The sequence below is a fragment of the Streptomyces sp. NPDC045431 genome, assembly GCF_040646655.1.
Classification (GTDB): domain Bacteria; phylum Actinomycetota; class Actinomycetes; order Streptomycetales; family Streptomycetaceae; genus Streptomyces.
This window is the reverse complement of sequence record NZ_JBEZAQ010000004.1, coordinates 373,321-393,041: the sequence shown is the minus strand read 5'-3', so window position 1 is coordinate 393,041 and position 19,721 is coordinate 373,321. Positions and strand designations below refer to the sequence as shown.

20 protein-coding genes are annotated in these 19,721 nt (G+C 71.9%); 9 read left to right on the top strand and 11 right to left on the bottom strand.

All coding sequences use genetic code 11. The features are described 5' to 3' along the window. The first annotated feature begins 70 nt into the window (after positions 1-70). Positions 71-1,672 (top strand): Na+/H+ antiporter, encoded by a 1,602-nt coding sequence (locus tag AB0A69_RS12860; protein WP_361419370.1) that lies wholly within the window; start codon positions 71-73, stop codon positions 1,670-1,672. On the opposite strand, the gene AB0A69_RS12855 is transcribed toward AB0A69_RS12860, so the two are convergent. Together AB0A69_RS12855 and AB0A69_RS12850 are read right to left on the bottom strand one after the other, a co-directional pair. Continuing rightward, positions 1,645-2,586 carry a pyridoxal-phosphate dependent enzyme gene (locus AB0A69_RS12855; RefSeq protein WP_361419367.1) on the bottom strand — a complete coding sequence of 314 codons (942 nt, stop codon included), beginning with the start codon at positions 2,584-2,586 and terminating at the stop codon, positions 1,645-1,647. The genes AB0A69_RS12860 and AB0A69_RS12855 overlap by 28 nt on opposite strands. A gap of 138 nt (positions 2,587-2,724) precedes the next feature. Then, positions 2,725-3,315, bottom strand: coding sequence for an N-acetylmuramoyl-L-alanine amidase (locus AB0A69_RS12850; RefSeq protein ID WP_361419364.1), 591 nt, complete (start codon positions 3,313-3,315; stop codon positions 2,725-2,727). 229 nt (positions 3,316-3,544) lie between these two features. Between AB0A69_RS12850 and AB0A69_RS12845 the strand changes: the two genes are divergently transcribed. The 4 genes from AB0A69_RS12845 (at position 3,545) to AB0A69_RS12830 (ending at position 6,892) form a co-directional block, all read left to right on the top strand. Further along, entirely contained in the window at positions 3,545-4,960 is a 1,416-nt protein-coding gene (locus AB0A69_RS12845; protein ID WP_361419361.1) for a family 2B encapsulin nanocompartment shell protein, read from the top strand. Next, positions 4,957-6,018 carry a family 2 encapsulin nanocompartment cargo protein polyprenyl transferase gene (locus AB0A69_RS12840; RefSeq protein ID WP_361419358.1) on the top strand — a complete coding sequence of 354 codons (1,062 nt, stop codon included), beginning with the start codon at positions 4,957-4,959 and terminating at the stop codon, positions 6,016-6,018. The genes AB0A69_RS12845 and AB0A69_RS12840 overlap by 4 nt, the downstream gene beginning before the upstream one ends. Before the next feature lie 131 nt (positions 6,019-6,149). After that, on the top strand, positions 6,150-6,383 hold the full coding sequence (locus AB0A69_RS12835) for a hypothetical protein (RefSeq protein ID WP_361419355.1): 234 nt from the start codon (positions 6,150-6,152) through the stop codon (positions 6,381-6,383). Positions 6,384-6,445: 62 nt separating this feature from the next. Continuing rightward, positions 6,446-6,892, top strand: a complete 447-nt coding sequence (locus AB0A69_RS12830; protein WP_361419352.1) for a DUF6304 family protein — start codon at positions 6,446-6,448, stop codon at positions 6,890-6,892. A gap of 46 nt (positions 6,893-6,938) precedes the next feature. On the opposite strand, the gene snpA is transcribed toward AB0A69_RS12830, so the two are convergent. After that, a complete protein-coding gene (gene snpA, locus AB0A69_RS12825) occupies positions 6,939-7,583 on the bottom strand; it encodes a snapalysin (RefSeq protein WP_361419348.1) in 645 nt (214 codons plus the stop codon). Positions 7,584-7,802: 219 nt separating this feature from the next. On the opposite strand from snpA, the gene AB0A69_RS12820 reads away from it, so the two are divergent. After that, entirely contained in the window at positions 7,803-8,756 is a 954-nt protein-coding gene (locus AB0A69_RS12820) for a LysR family transcriptional regulator (RefSeq protein WP_361419345.1), read from the top strand. A 31-nt stretch (positions 8,757-8,787) separates the two neighbouring features. On the opposite strand, the gene AB0A69_RS12815 is transcribed toward AB0A69_RS12820, so the two are convergent. The 5 genes from AB0A69_RS12815 to AB0A69_RS12795 all read right to left on the bottom strand — a co-directional run bounded on the left by AB0A69_RS12815 (position 8,788) and on the right by AB0A69_RS12795 (position 14,117). Then, entirely contained in the window at positions 8,788-10,680 is a 1,893-nt protein-coding gene (locus tag AB0A69_RS12815; RefSeq protein WP_361419342.1) for a KedN5 family methylcobalamin-dependent radical SAM C-methyltransferase, read from the bottom strand. A gap of 41 nt (positions 10,681-10,721) precedes the next feature. Then, positions 10,722-11,330 carry a LysE family transporter gene (locus AB0A69_RS12810; protein WP_361419339.1) on the bottom strand — a complete coding sequence of 203 codons (609 nt, stop codon included), beginning with the start codon at positions 11,328-11,330 and terminating at the stop codon, positions 10,722-10,724. A 3-nt stretch (positions 11,331-11,333) separates the two neighbouring features. Beyond that, positions 11,334-12,095: a phenylalanine--tRNA ligase beta subunit-related protein gene (locus AB0A69_RS12805; RefSeq protein ID WP_361419336.1), complete on the bottom strand. Its 762-nt coding sequence runs from the start codon at positions 12,093-12,095 to the stop codon at positions 11,334-11,336. Between the two features lie 283 nt (positions 12,096-12,378). Then, on the bottom strand, positions 12,379-13,479 hold the full coding sequence (locus tag AB0A69_RS12800) for a hypothetical protein (RefSeq protein ID WP_361419333.1): 1,101 nt from the start codon (positions 13,477-13,479) through the stop codon (positions 12,379-12,381). Between the two features lie 29 nt (positions 13,480-13,508). Further along, on the bottom strand, positions 13,509-14,117 hold the full coding sequence (locus AB0A69_RS12795) for a helix-turn-helix domain-containing protein (protein ID WP_361419330.1): 609 nt from the start codon (positions 14,115-14,117) through the stop codon (positions 13,509-13,511). Positions 14,118-14,209: 92 nt separating this feature from the next. On the opposite strand from AB0A69_RS12795, the gene AB0A69_RS12790 reads away from it, so the two are divergent. Next, positions 14,210-14,680: a hypothetical protein gene (locus tag AB0A69_RS12790; protein ID WP_361419327.1), complete on the top strand. Its 471-nt coding sequence runs from the start codon at positions 14,210-14,212 to the stop codon at positions 14,678-14,680. 414 nt (positions 14,681-15,094) lie between these two features. Here AB0A69_RS12790 and AB0A69_RS12785 read toward each other — a convergent pair whose 3' ends face one another. The 3 genes from AB0A69_RS12785 to AB0A69_RS12775 form a co-directional block, all read right to left on the bottom strand. Further along, a complete protein-coding gene (locus tag AB0A69_RS12785) occupies positions 15,095-15,475 on the bottom strand; it encodes a hypothetical protein (RefSeq protein WP_361419324.1) in 381 nt (126 codons plus the stop codon). A gap of 394 nt (positions 15,476-15,869) precedes the next feature. Then, positions 15,870-16,400 (bottom strand): NUDIX domain-containing protein, encoded by a 531-nt coding sequence (locus AB0A69_RS12780; protein WP_361419321.1) that lies wholly within the window; start codon positions 16,398-16,400, stop codon positions 15,870-15,872. Between the two features lies 1 nt (position 16,401). Next, positions 16,402-17,757, bottom strand: a complete 1,356-nt coding sequence (locus tag AB0A69_RS12775; RefSeq protein WP_361419319.1) for a tetratricopeptide repeat protein — start codon at positions 17,755-17,757, stop codon at positions 16,402-16,404. Positions 17,758-17,980: 223 nt separating this feature from the next. Here AB0A69_RS12775 and AB0A69_RS12770 point away from each other — a divergent pair, with 223 nt between their 5' ends. Together AB0A69_RS12770 and AB0A69_RS12765 are read left to right on the top strand one after the other, a co-directional pair. Beyond that, the gene (locus tag AB0A69_RS12770; protein ID WP_361419316.1) at positions 17,981-18,730 is read left to right on the top strand and encodes a hypothetical protein; all 750 of its coding nucleotides are present in this window, start codon (positions 17,981-17,983) and stop codon (positions 18,728-18,730) included. A gap of 79 nt (positions 18,731-18,809) precedes the next feature. Continuing rightward, positions 18,810-19,721 (top strand): aminoglycoside phosphotransferase family protein, encoded by a 912-nt coding sequence (locus tag AB0A69_RS12765; RefSeq protein ID WP_361419313.1) that lies wholly within the window; start codon positions 18,810-18,812, stop codon positions 19,719-19,721.

Here is a 19,721-nt window from a genome sequence, read left to right as displayed (position 1 = left end):
GCACGGACGAGCCCCGGGTGACGGACGAGTCGGCACGAGCGAGAGCGGGGAGACGATGAGCGGTGGGGCGATGGACGTGCTGCCCCTGGTGGGGCTGGTCGCGGCGAGCGCCGCGATCGCCGGGGCGGCGCGCAGGACACCGGTCCCGGCGCCGCTGCTGCTGGTGGCGGCCGGGCTGGCCGCCGCGTACGTACCGGGGGTGCCGGACTACACGCTGGACCCGCACATCGTGCTGCCGCTGGTGCTGCCGCCCCTGCTGCACACGGCGGCGCTCGACTCCTCGTACCTCGACCTGCGCGCCAACGTCCGGCCCGTCGCGCTGCTGTCGGTCGGCTACGTGCTCTTCGCGACGCTGGCCGTGGGCTACCTCGCGCACCTGATGGTGCCGGACCTGCCGCTGACCGCCGCGCTCGTGCTCGGGGCGGTGATCGCGCCGCCGGACGCGGTGGCCGCCACCGCCGTCGCCCGGCGCCTCGGGCTGCCGGGCCGGATCACCACCATCCTCCAGGGCGAGTCCCTGGTGAACGACGCCACCGCCATCACCGCCTACAAGGTCGCGCTCGCGGCGGCGCTCGGCGCGTCCATCGGCTGGGCGGGCTCCCTCGCCGAGTTCGCCCTCGCCGCCATCGGCGGCATCGCGGCCGGGCTGGTCCTCATGGTGCCGATCCACTGGCTGCGCCGGTGCCTGCGCGCACCCCTCCTCCAGAACACCCTCTCCCTGCTGATCCCGTTCGTGGCGTACGCGGCGGCCGAGCGTGTCCACGCCTCCGGGGTCCTCGCGGTCGTCGTGGTGGCCCTGTACCTGGGGCACCGGTCCTGGCAGGTCGACTTCGCGACCCGCCTCCAGGAGGAGGCGGTGTGGAAGGTGGTCGCCTTCCTGCTGGAGTCGTCCGTCTTCGCGCTGATCGGACTCCAGCTGCCGCACGTGGTGCGGGGGCTCGATCCGTACGGCGCCGGGGAGGCCGTCTGGTACGCGCTGGGGGTCTTCGCCGCGGTCGTCGTCGTGCGGTTCGTGTGGGTGTTCCCGGCCACCTACCTGCCGCGGTGGCTGTCGCGGCGCGTGCGCGAACGGGAGCCGGGGGTCACCTGGACCTCGCCGGTGATCGTCGGCTGGGCGGGGATGCGCGGGGTGGTCTCGCTGGCCATCGCGTTCTCCATCCCGGTGGCCATGGACGGCGAGCCGTTCCCCGCGCGCGACCTGGTCCTCTTCCTCACCTTCACCACCGTGATCGGAACCCTGGTGGTGCAGGGCCTCACCCTGCCGCCGCTGATCCGCGCCCTGAAGCTGCCCGGGCGGGACGCCACCGCCGAGACCCTCGCCGAGGCGCAGGCCCAGAGCGAGGCGTCCCGGGCCGCCGAGCGGCGGCTGGAGGAGCTCCTCGCCGACGAGCGCAACGCGCTGCCGCAGCCCCTGGCCGACCGGCTCCGCACGGTCCTGGAGCGGCGGCGCAACGCCGTCTGGGAGCGGCTGGGCGCGGTCAATGCGCTCACCGGGGAGTCGGCGGACGACACGTACCGGCGTCTCGCGCGGGAGGTGATCGACGCCGAGCGCGAGGTCTTCGTACGGCTGCGGGACGCGCGGCGCATCGACGACGAGATGATGCGCACGCTGCTGCGCCGGCTCGACCTGGAGGAGGCGGCGGCCTACCGGGAGGGGACCTCGTCGGGTTGAGTGGGCTCGGGGCGGCCGGTGATCACGGCGGCGAGCGTGGTGCCGCGCGGGAAGGCGCCCTCCGCGGCCAAGGCGAAGAGTCCGTACAGCATTTTGGCGACATATATGCGCTCGATGGCGAGTCCATGCCGCTGGGCGAAGTCGTCGGCGAAGTCGTCCAGGTCGGGCGTTCCGCGGGCGTAACCACCGCAGTGGAACCGTTCGTCGAGGCTCCAGTCGCCCGAGGGGCCGCCGAACGCCCGCTCCTGTAGGGCCCGTATCTCCGCGCCGAGGAACCCGCCCTTGAGCACCGGTATGCCGAGCGCGCGCTGTCCGGGGCCCAGGCCGGCGGCCAGGCCGGCCAGCGTCCCGCCCGTGCCGCAGGCCACCGCCACCACGTCCACGTGCCCGTCCGCCCCGGCCGGTGCGCGCAGTTCGCGCCCGAGCTCCACGCAGCCCCGTACCGCGAGCGCGTTGCTGCCGCCCTCCGGTACGACGAAGCACCCCTCGGGCGCTCGCTCCAGCAGTCGCGCGAGCACCTCCGGGTCGTCCTTGGCGCGGTACGTCGCCCGGTCCACGAACAGCAGCCGCATCCCGTCCGCCGCGCACCGCGCGAGGGACGGGTTCAGCGGGCGGTCGGCGAGCTCCTCGCCCCGTACGACCCCGACGGTGGGGAAACCCAGCAGGCGGCCGGCGGCGGCCGTGGCCCGCAGGTGGTTGGAGTACGCGCCGCCGAAGGTGAGCACCGGGCGGCCGGCCGCGGCGTCCAGGTTCGGGGCGAGCTTGCGCCACTTGTTGCCGACGAGGTCCGGGTGGATCAGGTCGTCCCGCTTGAGCAGCAGCCGTACGCCGTGCCGGGCGAGGCGCTCGTCCTCGACGGCCCCCAGGGGGGAGGGGAGCAGCGGGCCGAGGGAGGGCAGGTCGAGCACGGTCACCCGGCCATTGTCACGCAGCCCCCGGCCCGGTCCATCGGCCCGGTCCATCGGCCTGGCCCATCGCCCGGCCCGGCCCGGCCCGGCTCCTGGCCTGGTACCCGGGCCCGGGCCACCAGCCCCGGCCACCGGCCCGTGCGCTCAGTTCAGCCGCTCCTGGATGCGCGTCCGCATGGTGTTCATCGAGAAACCGCGCGGATCGATCTTGCCCGGCTGCCACTCCTTGTGCCCGATGACCGAGCGGGCCGACCAGCCGTGGCGGCGGCAGATCGCGGCCGCGGCCTTCTCGATCGCCTCCAGCTGGACGGCGGGCCACGGGTCCTCGCCGTCGCCGAGGTTCTCGCACTCGAAGCCGTAGAAGTACCGGTTGCCGTCCCGGTTCCCCTCGTTGTCCCGGGGCAGCGGCCTCTCCGCGATCACGGCGCGCAGGACGTCGTCGTCGCCCTTGCCCGCGTGGTTGGCGCGGCCGTAGCCGACGAGATGGACACGGCCGTCCTTGGTGATCACACCGTGGCACAGCGGCCCGGGGAGCCCCGGGCGGCCCTCCCGGCAGACGCGGACGGTCTGTTCGCCGCCCTTGGAGGCGGTGTGGTGCAGCATCACGCCGTGCACCGGCCCCCACGGCCCCTTGTGGTTGCGGTTGTGGGTGCGCCAACCGCCGACCTCCACGACCGTGAGGCCTTCGTCGCGCAGTGCGTCGAGAAAACTGTTCGCGGACAGGGGTGTGGCCACTCCGCCTCCTTACGTGAGCGAGCCGTACCGGGGCTCCTGTCGGAGCCATCCCCAGCCGGCCCCGCCCCGCGGCGGCGTTCGGACGGCGTACGAACCGATCCGGACATGAAACGTGTGTCATGCCCCGTGACGGATGATTCAGTCTCGCTCATTTGTGTAATGGCGTGACTACGCCACGTGCTGAAAGGCTTTTCCTCGGAAGGTCGGACAATGATCGAGAGGGAAGTACATGTCGGTTGGTTCGGTTGGCGAGGACGTCCGCACCGAGCAGCAGGCGCCGCAGCAGAGTCTCGGCACCGCCGCCGCGCGGAACCTGGCGACCACCACCAAGTCGGTCCCGCAGATGCAGGAGATCACCTCCCGGTGGCTGCTGCGCATGCTGCCGTGGGTGCAGGTGCAGGGCGGTACGTACCGGGTGAACCGGCGCCTCAGTTACGCGGTCGGCGACGGACGGGTCACCTTCGTGCAGACCGGCGAGCGCGTCGCCGTGATCCCGAACGAGCTGCGGGAGCTGCCCGCCCTGCGCGGGTACGAGGACGACGCGGCGCTCGCAGAGCTGGCGCAGCGGTGCGTCCAGCGGGAGTTCGCGCCCGGTGACGTCATCGCCGAGGCGGGCGCGCCGACGGACCGGGTGTTCCTGCTGGCGCACGGCAGGATCGAGCAGATCGGCACCGGTCCGTACGGCGACGAGGCGATCCTCGGCGTCCTCGCCGACGGGGCGTACATCGGCGACGACTCCCTCACCGACCGGGACGCCACCTGGGAGTGGACGGCCCGCGCGGCGACCGCCTGCACCGTCCTCGAACTCAGCCGCGCGGACGTCACCAACCTCGCCGAACGGGCCGAGTCCCTGGCCGGACACCTCGCCGGCCTGGCGGCCCTGCCGCAGCAGCGGACCAACAAGTACGGCGAGAAGGCCATCGACCTCTCCGCCGGCCACGTCGGCGAGGCCGTCGTCCCGCACACGTACGTCGACTACGAGGCCTCGCCTCGCGAGTACGAACTGAGCGTCGCGCAGACCGTGCTGAAGGTCCACAGCCGTGTCGCCGACCTCTACAACCAGCCCATGAACCAGACCGAGCAGCAGCTGCGGCTCACCGTCGAGGCGCTGCGCGAGCGCCAGGAGTACGAGCTCCTCAACAACCGCGAGTTCGGCCTGCTCGCCAACTGCGACTACGGGCAGCGGCTCCAGCCGCACGACGGCGTACCCAGCCCCGACGACATGGACGAGCTGCTCTCCCGCCGCCGGGGCAACAAGCTCTTCCTCGCCCACCCGCGCGCCATCGCCGCCTTCGGGCGCGAGTGCAACAGGCGCGGGCTCGTCCCCGACACCGTCGACGTGGCGGGCCACCAGATTCCGGCCTGGCGCGGCGTGCCGATCTTCCCGTGCAACAAGATCCCGATCTCCGAGGCCCGCACCACCTCGATCCTCTGCATGCGTACGGGCGAGGCCGACCAGGGCGTCATCGGCCTGCACCAGACCGGCATCCCGGACGAGATCGAGCCGAGCCTCTCGGTGCGGTTCATGGGCATCGACGAGCAGGCGATCATCTCGTACCTGGTGACCGCCTACTACTCGGCGGCGATCCTGGTTCCGGACGCCCTCGGCGTGCTGGAGAACGTCGAAGTCAGCCGCTGGCGATGACCATGACGAGCACGGACAGGGGCGCCACCGCGGAGGCCGCGGAGGCCGCGGCGTCGCTCCTCGACCGCACCCGTACCGTCGTCCAGCCCCAGCTGCGCGCGACCGTGGAGTCGCTGCCCGGCCCCATACGGCGGGTGGCGATGTACCACTTCGGCTGGGAGCACGCCGACGGCAGCCCGGCCGCCGGGCAGCAGGGCGGCAAGGCGATCCGGCCCGCGCTGGTGCTCGCCGCCGCGCGGGCCCTGGGCGGCGACCCGTACGCCGCCGTCCGGGCGGCCGCCGCCGTGGAGCTCGCGCACAACTTCACGCTGCTCCACGACGACATCGTCGACGCGGACTCCACCCGCCGCTCCCGGCCGACCGCGTGGACCGTCTTCGGCATGCCGGACGCGCTGGTCGCCGGGGACGCCATGCTCGCCCTGGCGCTGCGGCTGCTCGCCGAGGACGGCCACCCGGCGGCCGCGCGGGCCTCGGCCCGGCTCGCCGCCTGCGTGATCGAGCTGTGCGCGGGCCAGCAGGCGGACTGCGCCTTCGAGGGGCGCGGGCCCCACGAGGTCTCGCTGGACGAGTGCCTCGCCATGGCGACCGCCAAGACGGGTGCGCTGCTCGGCTGCGCCTGCGCCCTGGGCGCGCTGTACGCGGGCGCGGCGGAGGAGGAGGTGGCGGCGCTGGACGCGTTCGGGCGGGAGGCCGGCCTGGCGTTCCAGCTGATCGACGACCTCATCGGCATCTGGGGCGACCCGGAGCGGACGGGGAAGCCCGCCGGGGCCGACCTCGCCGCGCACAAGAAGTCGCTGCCGGTGGTCGCCGCGCTCGGCTCCGGGACGCCGGCCGGGGCCGAGCTGGCCGAGCTGTACGGGCGGCCCGCCCTGGACGAGGACGGCGTACGGCGCGCCGCCGACGCCGTGGAACGGGCGGGCGGCCGCGACTGGGCCCAGGCGCAGGCCGCCGACCGGATGGCCCGGGCGGTGCACCAGCTGTCGCGGGCCGTGCCGGACCTGGCGGCGGCCGGGGACCTGCTGGCCCTGGCGGAGTTCGTCACCCGCCGTACGCGCTGAGGCGCCCCGGCGTGCCCGTCCGGAGCCTTCGGGCCCACCGGACGGGCACGCTCCCGCCCCTTCCGCGCGGATCTCGCCCGGCCGGCCGTACCGGCCTGTGCGGCCGGCGGAAACCGCCCTATCCTGAGTCCATGGGCAGCAGCGAAGGACGCCCCACCGTCCGCCGCCCCCGGGAAGGGCCCGAGCACGTGTGCCCCTCCTGTGGACAGCCTGTCGGTACGGCGCTCAAACGACGCAAGATCCTCGGTGTCTGGGCACCCGTGTGGCAGCCCCAGCCATGCCGCAACCCCGGCTGCGGCCTCTCCCGCGAGTCCCGCGAGGAGGGTTCCGCGGACGAGTCGGGCAAGACGGCGAAGACCGGCTGAAGTCCGGCTGAGGGGGTGTCCGGCCGCACGTCGGAGGCAGTCATACCGCTACAGTCCGCGCCATGTCATCGGAGTCGACGGAAGTCTGGACCGGCTGGTACCGGGACCGCCGGGGTGCGGAAGCCATCACCATCACGTCCGACGGGAAGCGCATCGCCACCCGTATCAGGGGCGTGGAGTACGCGGGCGCGAGCTGCGCCGCGCTGCGGGCAGCGGAGGAGAACGGCGGCCTGCCGTTGGCGGGTTGCGTGCTGGAGTGGGACCTGCCACTGCCCGTCGTCATCGACGGCACGCCCCAACAGTCCACGCTCAGCTGCCTGTTGGCGCTCGGTGAAGCCCTGTCCGACGGCTCACCCGAGCGGGTGGATCTTCAGCTGACCCTGCACTTCGGCGGCGCGGCGTACGAGTCCGGCCTGGCCGGCGGCGACTTCGACCTGGCGCTGGACCGCATCCTGCGTCAGCTGCCGCCCGGGGCGCGGTTCGACCGGCGGCTCCTGGAAGCCGCCTGACGGCGGACGGGGCGCCCCGCGAGGCCGCGGGGCGCCCACCGGAGGGTCAGGAGGCCTTCGCCGCCGCGACCGCCGCCGCGAGGCCGTTGCGCCACAGGTAGTCCACGCGGCTGCGCTCCTGCGCGTTCGGCTGCGCGTTCTGGCAGGACGGGCCGGGTCCGCCGCCCGACATCAGCTCGCTGCACGGACCCGAGTAGTGGTCCGGCAGGCCGAGGACGTGGCCGGTCTCGTGGGCGGTGACCCGGGTGGAGTTGTAGATCTGGTTCTGCCGGTAGTCGAGGAAGATGTAGCCGTTGCCGTGCCCGTCGGTCGACGCGTACGAACCGCGCGAGTCGTTGCCCTCGTAGTACCGGAAGTCCGGGTTGCTGCCCTCCTGCAGCTTCACGTTGCTGACGGAGCTGTTCCAGATCTGCGTGGAGCGGGCTATCTGGGTGCGGAAGCTCGGCGCGTTGGCCGCCGAGTAGACGACGGTGACGGCGAGCGCGCCGGGGTCGGCGGCGCGCTTCTCGGCGACCGAGCGCATCACGGCCTCGTAGAACGCCTTGTTGGCCTTGGCGTTCTCGGCCGACCCGGCGTACGCCGCGTAGCCGGGGGCCGGGGAGGGCGCGGCGGTGGCGGTCGTGGCGGGTACGGCCGCCAGAGCCGCGGTCAGGCTCAGGGCGGCGGCCAGTACGGCCTTGCGGTGTCTCATGGGGGGCTCCTACTCGCTCCCGAACGGTTGGGTGGACGCGTTCGGTCGGATGTCGGACCGACGCCGGCGGGACGTCGGTGGGACAGAGTGTCGAGGAGCCCACCGCGCGTACGGATGATGTCAACGGGCGATAGGACGAGCGCATCGCCCCTCAACAGGCCTTTTCCGCCCGGTCCTTGAGTCTGGTGTGACGCCAGGGGCCCGCCCTACCCTCGGGGCATGGAGCTGGAGGTGAGGCATCTGCGGGCGCTGTGCGCCATCGCCGACACGGGCAGCCTGCACAAGGCCGCCCGGCACCTGGGCATCAGCCAGCCGTCGCTGACGACCCAGTTGCGCCGCATCGAACACGCCCTTGGCGCCGAGCTCTTCGCCCGCGAGCGGACCGGCTGCCGGCCGACCCCGATCGGCCTCGCCGTACTGAGCCGCGCCCGCCCCCTGGTGGCGCAGCTGGACCGGCTCGTCAGCGAGACCCGTGCCGCGGCCGCGCGTGCCGACGGCACGGCCCGGCTCCGCATCGGCTCCACCGCCAGCCGGGCGCTCGCGGGCTGGCTGCGGCGGCTGCGCGGACGGCTGCCCGGCACGGACATCTCGCTGCACATGGACGTCTCGGCGGGCGCCCTGCTGCACGACCTCGCGGCCGGGCGGCTCGACGTGGCCTTCGTCCACGAGGTGGAGGGCTGTCCGCTGCGCGTGCCGGAGGGGCTGGAGCGGCGCGTGCTGGTCGAGCGGGAGCCGCAGTTCATCTCCCTGGCCCGGGACCACCCGGCGGCCGCCGCGCCCGTCGTGGACCTCGCCGACCTGGCCGGCGACCGGTGGATGGTCGACCCGACCGTGGACGGCGAGTGGGACGGGTTGCGGCGGGTGCTGTGGGCGGCCGGGATCGACCCGCCCGTGCTGCACGGCGACTACCACACGGCCGCGTCGCTCATCGTGGCCGGCGAGGTCGTGGCCCCGTGCCAGCCGACCTCGGGGCCGCGCGACGACATGGCGATCCGCCCGTTACGCGACGACCCCCTCGCCGTACGCCTGCTGCTGTACCACCGGCCGGGCGCCGAGGCCGCCGAGGCGGCGTACGCGGAGCTCGCGGCCGCCTACCGCGAGGCGGCCCTGCGCGCGGCCCCGTACCGGCAGTGGCTGCTGCGCCACGGGAACCCGCTCCCGCACGCCGCCTGAGAGCGCGGCTCGGCTGAGAGCGCGGCGCGGCTCAGGCCGGCACGGGAACGCGGGCGGCACGGGTGAAGTAGTGGGCGCCGGTCTCGTGGTTGTCGAGGTGCTGGTAGAAGCCGCGCAGGCCCCGGAACACATAGCGGGTCTCCTCCGCGCGCGGCGGCGTGAGGTCCCCGGCGGCGACGGCGTCCAGGAGCTCCGCCATGGGGTACGGGAAGGCGACCTCCTCGCTCTCGTACGTACCGTCCCCGGCCTCGCGCCATCCCGCCGGCAGCACGGCGCCCGGCGGCTGGTAGACGGGCCGGCTCCAGCGCTCGAAGGCGTACATGTACCGGCCCGCGTCCGCCCACTCCGCCGGGAAGCGCTCCACGACCGTCTCCGTCCACCACCGTTCGATCTCGCGGTCCAGCAGCGGGTCGCCGTAGAGCATGCGGTGGCCGGCCGCGACGGCCGGCGACTCGGCGATCACCGGGAAGCCGTCACGGAAGGCGGCGACGGAGGGGTGGTCGGAGGCGTCGATCCACTCCAGCAGCGAGTGGACGACCTGCGACTGCGTCATCCCGGCCAGCCGCCGCGCCGGGTGCCACAGCCGCTTGACGTACTGGTTCTCGCCGAGGATCCGCGCCAGGTACATGAAGCGCTGCATGCGGAAGTTCTCGTCGAGGGTGGAGCTGCGGTTGGCGAGCACGTACTCGAAGTCGTCCGACTGGCCGCGTACGGTCACGAAGCCGTGGAGGTCGCGCTGCTCGCTGTAGGCGGTGTTCGGCAGGAGCAGCAGCGGATAGACGGCGATCCGGGGGACCTTCTCGGCGAGCCGGTCGTACCCGTCGAAGAAGGACTCCGTCGTCTCGCCGGGGGCGCCCCAGATGAGCTCGACGAACGCCTCCATCTCCTCCTCCGCCAGCCAGTCGGTCAGCTCCTCCCACTGGTTCAGCTTCATGTTGCGGCGCTTCATGTCGGTGAGCGCCTCGTCGGAGAGGGTCTGGAGCGCCAGTGTGAAGGAGCTCTTGAAGCCGCGCTCCTTGAGAGTGCGGACGATGCGGTGGAAGCGCTCGGACTTGTTCTTCGCCCAGTTCGCCTCCAGGGCGGTGGGGAAGCCGTACTTCTCGTTCATCCGCAGGAGGTCCTCGGTGAACTCCTCGTCGGCCTGGAGCATGCCGAAGTTGGCGTCGCAGAGGAAGACGGTGGGGACCTCGTGGTACCCGAACAGGTCGAGTTCGGCGGCGAGCCGCTCGCGCGAGAAGGACCGGACGCGCTGGCCGGTGGCGCCGCCCCAGTAGCAGAAGGAGCACTTGTACGGGCAGCCACGGTTGGTCTCCAGGAGGGCGAACTCGTACGGGAAGTGCCCATCGCGGTCGAGGAGCGGGATCGCCCCGGTGAGGAACGGCGAGGGGATGACGTCCAGGTCGTCGATCCGGTCGCGGTCCGCCGTGGTCACGCAGCTCGTGCCGTCCTCCGGCGACCGGAAGGAGAGCCCGGCGACACCGGCGAGGTCCGGCCGGCGGCGGTCGGCGAGCAGGGCGGCGGTCAGGTCCCGGAAGGTCAGCTCGCCCTCGCCGTTGACGACGATGTCGACGGCCGGGCACTCGCGGAACACCTTGGTGCCCTGGTTGCTGACGTGGTTGCCGCCGAAGACGGTGACGCCGTCCGGCTTGAGCTGCTTGAACAGCTCGGCGAGGCAGGCGAAGTTGCGGTAGTTCCAGCCCAGTACGGAGAAGGCCAGGACATCCGGTATGTCGCCGTCGCCGAAGATGATGCGCGCCATCTGCGTGATGGACCAGCCGCCGCGCAGGTTGTGGATGCGCACGTCCGTCTCGGGTCCGAGGTCGGAGTCGGCGTCCAGCACGGCCTTCAGGTACCCGGCGGCGAGCGGCATGGAGTCGATGGGGAGGTCCCAGGCGCTCTGCTGCACTAAGCCGATCTTGAGCATGGCGAAATCCCTTCCGGTGCGTAAGTGCGTGGGTGCGTACGTCAGGAACGGAGGAGTTCGAGGGCGAAGAGCCCGGCGAAGAGCAGGAGCAGGGCTCCGGAGACCCGGTCGATCCACATCCGGCGGTACGGCGTCAGCCAGCGCCGGAGCGTGGCGGCGCCCAGGGCGAGGAGGGTGAACCAGACCCACGAGGCGCTCACGGTGCCGGCGGCGAAGACGGGGCGCAGGGCGGGGTCCTGGGCGGCGATGGCCACGCCGAGGATGCCGACGACGTCCAGCACCGAGTGGGGGTTGAGGATGGTGACCGAGGCGCACTGGGCGACCACCCGCCGCCAGCGCATCTCGGGGGCGGCGGACTGGTCGAAGTCCTCGGGCCGGACGCGGAACGACTTGACCGCCAGGTAGGTCAGGAAGACCACCCCGGCGGCCAGGAGGAACGTCTTGAGGCCCGGTATGCGGGTCAGGACCGCCGAGGTCCCGGCACCGCCGAGGGATATCAGCACGGTGTCGCAGACCCCGGCGGCCACGACCGCGACGAAGACGCGCGGCACGCCGAAGGTGAAGCCCTGGTTGATGAGGAAGATGTTCTGCGGCCCGATCGGTGTGATCATGGCCAGCCCGAGCAGCATCCCCGCGAAGTAGGTCTCCACGGGTCAGCGTGTGGGCGACCAGGCGACCGTCGTCTCCCGGGCCGGGTCGAAGGCGTGCAGGGTGACCGACGCGGCGTACGGGGCGACCCGGTCGGCGAGCTCCCGCTGCGCCCGCTCCAGCACCTCCGGCCCGATGGCGGGGGAGATGCCCTCCAGGAACAGCACGGCGTCGACGGTGGCCTCCGTGACCTTGGTGTTGTCGGCGTCCCGGTGGTTCCAGTGACGCGTGAGCACCTGGCCGCCGTCCGCGTACACGATCTCCCCGGGCAGCGGGGTCTCGCGCACGTCCGGCTGCCCCAGGGGGATGTGTACGTCGCCGGGGCGGGCGTAGCGCAGTGTGAAGCCGTGGCGGATGTGGTCCAGGTCGTAGCCGCCGGTGGGCAGGGTGTACCGCAGGGAGACGAGGTTGCAGGTGTCGACGAGCGGCGAGATCCGCGGCAGCCGCCCGGACTTGGCGAGGCGCCGGCCCAGCGCGTCGACGCTCGGCCGCATCCGCCGCGGATTGGTCCCGAAGCTGCGCAGCAGGCTGTGCCAGGCGGCGATGGCCGGGTGGTCCTCGCCGGGCATGGCACGCCGGCCGTCGGCCACCTCGGTCTCGAGGGCGGCCAGCTCCGACTCGGTCCGCGTCCACGGGCGGGAGTTGTCCACGCCCAGCGCCAGGACGACGGCGGTCCGGCAGTCGGGGTAGCGGTCGGCGATCTCCGGGTCGATCCCGAGCGTCAGTCGGCGTTCGGCGAGCTGGGTGGTGACGGCGTCGGTCGTCATGCGGGCGGTTCCTGACGTCGGTGGGACTGGGGGTGCGTACGTGCGCACTGTCCAACGTGTGGGAGGAGGCGATGTCACCACACACGTGTGTGGGAGCGGCGCGGGCGCGTCCTCGTGAGACGCGGCAAGGCGGCGGGCCCGCGCCCCAGTTCAGTCGATGACTCGTCGCACCTTCAACCGCCCGCCGGGGGGATGGCGGGTTCCGTCCCGCGATGTGGCCGAAGTCCTGCGGGACGGGCGGCGGCGGCTCCTACGGCGACGCCGGAGTCAGGCCCCGGCGGTGTCAGGCCCCCAGAGGCCAAGCCCCCGAGAGCAGCCGCTCGGCCTCGGTGACGATCGCCTCCGCCAGGTGCTCGCGGCGGCTCGGCGGCTGCGCCGCCCAGGCGTTGTACGCGTCGACCGCGTCGACCAGGGGCCTGAGCCCTTCGGGGTGGCCGAGGGCGGCCCAGCCCTCGTGCTTGACCAGGTCGCCGCCGGGGCCGGGGGCCAGGCTGCCGGACACCATGAGGCGGAGCCACCAGTGCACCAGCTGCCGGCGGGCCGCTTCGGCGGAGAGGTCCTGAACCAGGTCCAGCTCGGCGAGTACCTCGTCGAAGAGGGCATCCGCCTTGTCACGCTCGGCGCGCAACAGGCCGGCGAGCAGTGGGAGGGACGGGGCCTCGACGTCGAGGACCAGGGCCGTGAGGCCGGCTTCGATCAGCTGCTCCGGGGAGGGGCGGCGGCCGATCAGGCGTTCCAGCGCCAGCATGCGGAGGCACTCGACGGCCTCCGGGACGGTCGCGGCGTACGGGGCGTACGGCGTGGGCGCGGTGGCGTCGAAGTCGGGGCCGCCCTCGACGAAGTACGACCAGAAGTCGACGGTCGCGCGGGCGGAAAGGGAGCCTGCGCGGCCGGTGAACTCGTGGCGGATGTAGTCGGCGAGGTCGTTGCCGTACAGGATGATGTCGGTCTGGTGGACGGACAGAACGGGATGACCGTGCTCGCCCGCCGTGCCGGGCAGGTAGCGGTGGCTGTAGACCGGGACCAGCTGCGGCACGCTCGCCAGCTCGGCCCTCGCGGCGCGCAGTGCCTCGGCTGTCTCCGCCGGCCTCGACGGCCAGGCGGGATGCCAGAACCCGTTGTGCTCCACGTCGAAGAGCACCCCCTCGACCGGTCTGGCCAGCCGCTCGGTCAGGTCCTCGGGATCGCCGTGGCGCCAGTCGGGCCAGTGTCGCGATCCCCGCGGGAGACCGGCCGCCAGGAAGACCCGGTGGTCCGCGGCGAAGGTGAAGCCGAACCGCTCCTCGACCGCGTCGAGCTCCGCTTCGCTGAGACCGGGAGCGATGTCCGCCCCGAGCATGTGGTGGAGGGTCCTGGCGGTTTCCAGGGTCAGCTGGGTGGTCATCTTCGGCGGCTTTCTGTCGGCAGCGGTGGTCACGCCGGCGCGACGGGCGGTGCCGCGGCGGGCAGAAGGGTGTCGACGAGCGCGGCGACGCGGTGCTCGCGGGTGCCGCGGAGGGCCCCGGGGCCGGCGAGGTGCTCGGTGTAGGCCTGGAGGTCGGCGGCGCCGCACAGGGTGATCGCCAGGGCGTAGGGGTCCGCTGAGGGCGTGATCTGCCCAGCGTCCTGGCACGCGGTCAGGTAGGCGGTGATCTGGTCGATGGCCAGCTGCAGACCGGTGCCGTGAGCGGCGTCGGCCTCGCGGTGCGCGGCGAGCAGGTCGTGGTCGGCCTGGGCCATGGCCAGGAGGGGCAGGGCGGCCGTGTAGTAGTCGATGCCCCGTGCGATCAGGTCGGTGAGCGCGGCGCGCAGGGGGCGCCGGCCGGGCGGGGTGGCCGCAGCCTGCCAGGCACGCAGTTCCGGGAGTTCTTCCGAGAAGAGGGCTCGGAGCAGCCCGGCCTTGCCACCGAAGTTTTTGGTGATGCTGCCCTCCGCCGCGTCGGCGGCCTCGGCGATCTGCCGGGTGGTGAGCCGGGCGACACCGTGCTCGCGGATGAGGCGTGCGGTCGCGTCGAGGATGCGCTGCCGTGCGGGCGGGACCATGGGGCTGGGCCTCCTTTGACAAGTGACGTGAGCGCGCACCGCACTACCGCGGACCGAGTGCGGTGCGCGCTCACGTTATTTTGGGCGGTTCCATGGATGCTCTGCTGCTCGCCTTCGAACGACTCGCCCGGGGTGTCGTCGCCGCCGGGGGCCTGGTCATGGCCACGGCGGTACGCCCGCTGCTGCTGGCGGCCCAGCGTCCCGGCGGCGACCCGGCCGTCGCGTCCGCCGCCGAGCAGATCTCGGTGGGCGCCTGGACCCGCTACAACCGCCTGGCTCTCATCGCCGCGCTCGCCCTGGCGGCCACCGAGTCCGCCCGGCTCCTGGCCGGGGGCCGCCTCGCCGTCCTCTACCTCTGCGGCGGGCTGGTCATGACCGCACTGCTCGCGGTCAAGCTGCGCGTCGACGCGACCCTGGCCGCCAGGGCCCGATCCGGCGCCGACGCCCGGCGCGGCGGAACGGGGACCGACCTCGATCGCCTGCACAGGATCGTCGAACTGCTGTCGGCGCCGATCCTGATCATCGCCGCCGCCCTGCTGCTCCTACCTGTCCCCGCCCGCTGACCCGGTGCCGTTGGGCGCCCGCGCGCTGTTCCCCCTGGCGTACGCCGGCTGGCCCCGTCGGTGATCAGGCCACAGAGATGAGCGGAGGCCGTCGCCCGTCGTGCACGGCGGGCGGGCGGTGGGGTCGGCGAGGGGGCGGGCGAAACCAGGCCGCACCCGGCCCCCATAGGAGGCTGGGTGCGGTCTTTCGGGAAAAGAGGGACCTGAGGTCAGGCCTTCTTCGTCTCCCAGTAGCGGGCCAGCTGGTGACCTGCGGTGGTGACGGCCGCAGGTCGCTGACCTGGCCTTTTGTTGTTGGGTGGCGATGGGGAGCGACGGTCTTGATCGGGTGTCCTGCGGACTGTGGGCGGACTGGCTGGGCTGCCTTTGGCTGAGGTAGTTGCCGATCAAGGCGGAACATGGCCCGTCGGGAAATTAGGGGGCCAGGTTCCAGACGGTCACCTCTATCTTGATCACATTGCTGGCTGCCGGTGCTGAAATCACCCGGACGTAAGCCGTTCGTCCTTCGTCCGTGTGCATGCAGAACTGCCGTCCCGAGATGAGATTGTCTAGCTCGTAGGAGGCGTTCCGTCGAACGGCTTCACCGCACGCGGCGGCCGTGGGCTTGGGGGACCCTTGAGGTAGTGGTGCGAGCCGGTCCTCAGCAGGGGGTGCGAAGAACTTAGTGCTGGCGTTTGTGCCGTCGCCGGCTGACGTTGCGGTGAGATCTGAGCCCTTTCCCGAAGCCAGTGGCATTGGTTTCGACGAGTCCAGTTCCAGGTTCGAGCCGTAGGCGCTTACCTTGACTGCGATCACTTCCGGCCCGTACATGATGCTCGGAGTCTGCTGTAGGTCGGGTGCCGGTAGCCTCTCCGAGTCGGAACTCCCCGTGGGAGGCTTTCCGCTGTCTCCGCGAGCTTCTGGGGTCGGATCGCCCGTTCCGTTGGCGAGTAGTGTGACGAGAATGCCGATGATGGGGATGACAATCCCAACGACCCACCACGCCCAGCGTGGTTGTCCAGATCCAGCATGGTTTCCACCTGTTTGGGGAACAGTGCGAACCTGATCTCGATCACTGCCTATTGTCACTTGGGTTCCTCATCGAAAGAGCTCACTGTTGGCCAAGGACTCACCCTACGAGTGACGGTAAGTCAATCGCTGGCTCTTTTGGGCGAGTGGCTTTCAGATGTCCAAGACGACGAATGCGCCGCTATTGCCAGCCATCGAGGGAAACCTCCGGACCTCCCGCGAGGTAGCGGTGGAGGGCGCTGGCGGTTGTGTCGACGAAGTCTCCGGGGATGGATGCGGCGTCAACCCAGCGGACTTGGGCGTGCTTGTGCGGTTCGCGGTTTTCGGGTTCGCTGGTCCACTCATGGGCGGCGAAGACGACGGTGAGGAAGCCGTTGGGAGCTTCGACGCCCCGGGCGCCGTGGATGATGTGGGCGACCTTGAGGGACTCGGGCTTCACCGTGAGGCCCGTCTCCTCGTAGAGCTCGCGGACCGCGGTTTCGGTGATGGGCTCGCCCGGCTCGCTCTTGCCGACGGGGAGGTCCCACATGCCCTGGGCGAACTTGGCGTTTTCGCTGCGCTGGAGGAGGACGACGCGGTTGGTGGCCTTGTCGTGGACGATGACGGCGGCGACCAGCAGGGTCATCGATTCGAGCGCCGGCTTGAGGGTCTTCGGCTGGTCGTCGGTCTGCTGGGCCACGGTGTTCCCTTCGTCGGGCGGGTTGTTGGGCATGTTAGGCGAGGGCCTCGCGGGCGCGGCGGGCGAGATCGGCGGCACCGGGAACGCGGCGGCGCTGGTAGACCGCGAGCGTGGAGCGGATCGAGGTGATCGCCTTGCGGGTGCGGTCGGACGTCATGCCTTCCATGAGGGCCAGGGCTTGGGTCCAGGAGGCGACGGCTTCGTCGGCGCGGGCCTGGGCGGCGAGGCTGTCGCCGAGGTCGGCGTGGGTGAGCGCGTGGACCCGCTTGTACTTCTCGGGGTCCCAGCGGGTGAGGGCGTCTCGGTGCTGTTGCTCGGTGCCGATGTGGTCGGCGAGGTCGGTCAGGGTGCGGGCGGTGTGGCTGGCCACGGTGCCAGCGGCGGGGCCGCTCACTCGGGAGTAGCTGGGCTGGGGGCCGTCGTCGCGGAGGAGGGCGTCTTCGGCGGCGAGCAGGGCGCGCGCGGCCAAGGGATTCTCGTTGACTGCGGCGTAGGCGCGGGCGTGGGTGATGTGGAGGAGGGCTTCGGTCTGGCCGTCGACATGGCCGAGACCTGTGCGGAGGGCGCCTTCGACGAGGTCGACGCAGTGGTGGGGCTGCTTGAGGCTGAGGGCCTGGTGGGCGAGGGCGCGCATCATCCAGGCGGCGTGGCCATGGGGGTCGGCTTCGCAGGCGAGCTTGTAGCCGACCTGGTAATAGCGCTGGGCGGCGCCTTCCTGGCCGAGGTCGTGGTGCTTCCACCCTGCGAGATAAGCGAGTTCGGCGACGGCACCGAAGGCTGCCCGGCGTAAGGCTTCATTGGGGAAGCGTCCGCGCAGCATGGGGGCGGCGGTGTCGGCGAGGTACGCGGTGACGGTGGTCAGGCCGTGGCCGCCGCCGAGGCGCTCGTCGGCCGCGCTGAAGGCCGCGGTGATCTGGCGTACGACGTCCACATCCTCTGCCCCGACCAGGGACGTGCCGGTGCGGGCGCGGAGGATGCGCGCGGTGGCTTCATGGTCGTATCCGAGAGGCATGGCGACGCCGACGGTGGTGAAGGCCGCGATGGCGAGGAAGCGGCGGCGCTCGACGTCGGCGCGGCCCAGGTCGGTGGCGGCGAGGACGGGGTCGGATTCCGCCGGCTCCTCGGCATCACCGACGGGCAGGCCGATCTCGGTCTGGGTGACTGTGCGCCCCGCTCGGCGGGACAGCGCCTCGGCGAGGTACTGGCCTACCCGGCCGGACGGGACCCTGGTGCCGTTCACCCAGTGGGAGATGGCCGACTTGTTGGTCTGGAGGACCTCGCCATTCTCGGCGGCGATGCGCCGCACGTCTCTGGAGAGGGCCTCGTAGGTGCAGGCGACCGCCGCGATGACTTCACGCAGACGGGAGTTGGGTTCTCTCGGCGCCGCCACGATCGCCTCCGTCCTGGAGCTGTAAACCGCGTATACCGCTCCAACTGCCTTCCACCGTACCCACTGAGCGTGACCACCGGTTCACTTGTCAGTAGCCGCCCGGAACGGCGCGACCGTGATCCAGGCTCCCCCTTGGTCCGGGCGGCACCCCGAAGTTCCGTACGCCCACACCGGGCTCGGGCATTCCTGTGCCCGAGCCCGGCCGATCAGAGACGGAGACACGGTGACCACCATCGACACCACGGCCATCACGGTCGAGCTGCCCGAGGCGTTCGACCCGCGCTGGAGCCGCCTGCCCGGCATCCAGGTCGACGGCCGGCGCATCACCATCGACCCGGCCGAGTACTTCTTCCGCTTCGAGTCGAACACCTGGCTCGTCGCCGACTGGGAGCTGGTCAAGTCCCAGCTCCTGGACGTGGACGAGACGACCGAGAGCGCGGTCGAGCAGCTCGCACTCGACTTCATCAAGCAGCACAGCGAGTCCACATCCGACGCGGCCCGCGTCCTGGCCACCGCGTACGAGGTGTACGCGTACCTCTTCCGTGAGGAGCACCTGGCCGGCCTCGGCCTGCCGCAGATCACCGCCGACCACCTGCGGATGCTCCGCGAGGCCGCCACGCTCATGGCGCTCAACAAGGTGGAGCTGGACGGACACATCTCCAACGTCGGCCCGTGCTGGTTCTTCCCCGCCGCCACCTCCGTCGTCTTCGACCTGGACGACGACATGGGCGGGATGCTCGACGAGGTCTACCACGGCGGCTGGTTCAACGAGCACCGCCGCATCGAGTCCATCAAGGCCCACGCCGCCCTCGGAGGCCGGCTCGTGCACGGCTGCCAGTCCGTTCCGGATCAGACCGGCGGCGTGGTCGCGCCCTACGGTGCCTCGATGGCGAACTTCCGTGACGACCTCGCCGCGTTCAAGGCGGGCTGGATCGAGCAGGTCTACGCACACCGCGTGAACCCCGCCGCGTAACCCACCACCCGATCAGGCTCCGGGGCGGACCGGCATCCCTCGCCCGCCCCGGACGCCACCATCTCCCCGGAGCCCCCACGTGACCACGAACCCCAGCGCCGAACTGCTCGGCAACCTGCTCACCGCGTCCGGCCAGACCACCGCTGCACGGGAGGAGGTACGCGTGTGGTCCATGTCCGGCGTCGAGCGCGTCACCTTCCCCGACAGCACCACGGCCATCTTCAAGTACGCCAAGAAGCCGTTCGACAGTGAGGACCAGGCCCTTCGCCTGGCCCGCACGCTCGGCGTCCCCGTCCCCCAGGTCCACGCCTCCGCCGTCCTGGACGGCTGGCTCGGCATGCTCATGGAGGACCTTGGACCGTCCGTCCGCGAGGCCGACGACCTCGACGGCGTCGCCGCGGCCGTGGTCCTGCACGGCACCCGTACGGCTCCGCCCTTGCCCGTCCTCGACCAGGAGCGCCTGCGCATGCTCCCGGCCCGGGCACTGGAGCATCTCGAACGGCTGCGCAAGGCCGACCGGTGGCAGGACGCCGACGACGTCGAGGACGCGCTCGACAGGATCGCCCAGGCCGCCGAGGCCCGCTCGGCCGGAGCGACGATGGAGCCCTTCGGCTGGGTGCACTCCGAGTTCCACCCCACGAGCCTCCACATCGGGGAGCGCGGCTGGCGGCTGCTCGACTTCGCTCGTGCCTTCACCGGTCCCGGTCTGCTCGACCTTGCCAGTTGGCACGGCACCATCGAACCCCCGCATCCCGTACGTCTGCGTGTCTTCCTGGAGCAGTATGTGACCGCCGGCGGCACCCCCGACGCCCTCGCTCCGCGCGGCGGGCTCACCGCCGAGAACTGGGCCCTGGGCTGGCACCGTATGTGGGCCGTCGAGTGGTTCATGGAGCAGGCCATCCGCTGGATCAACGACCCGGCCACCGACCCCGCCTACATCAAGGCCGTCCGCCGCCACCTCACCGACGTCCTCCACCTCCTGGAGGTCTGA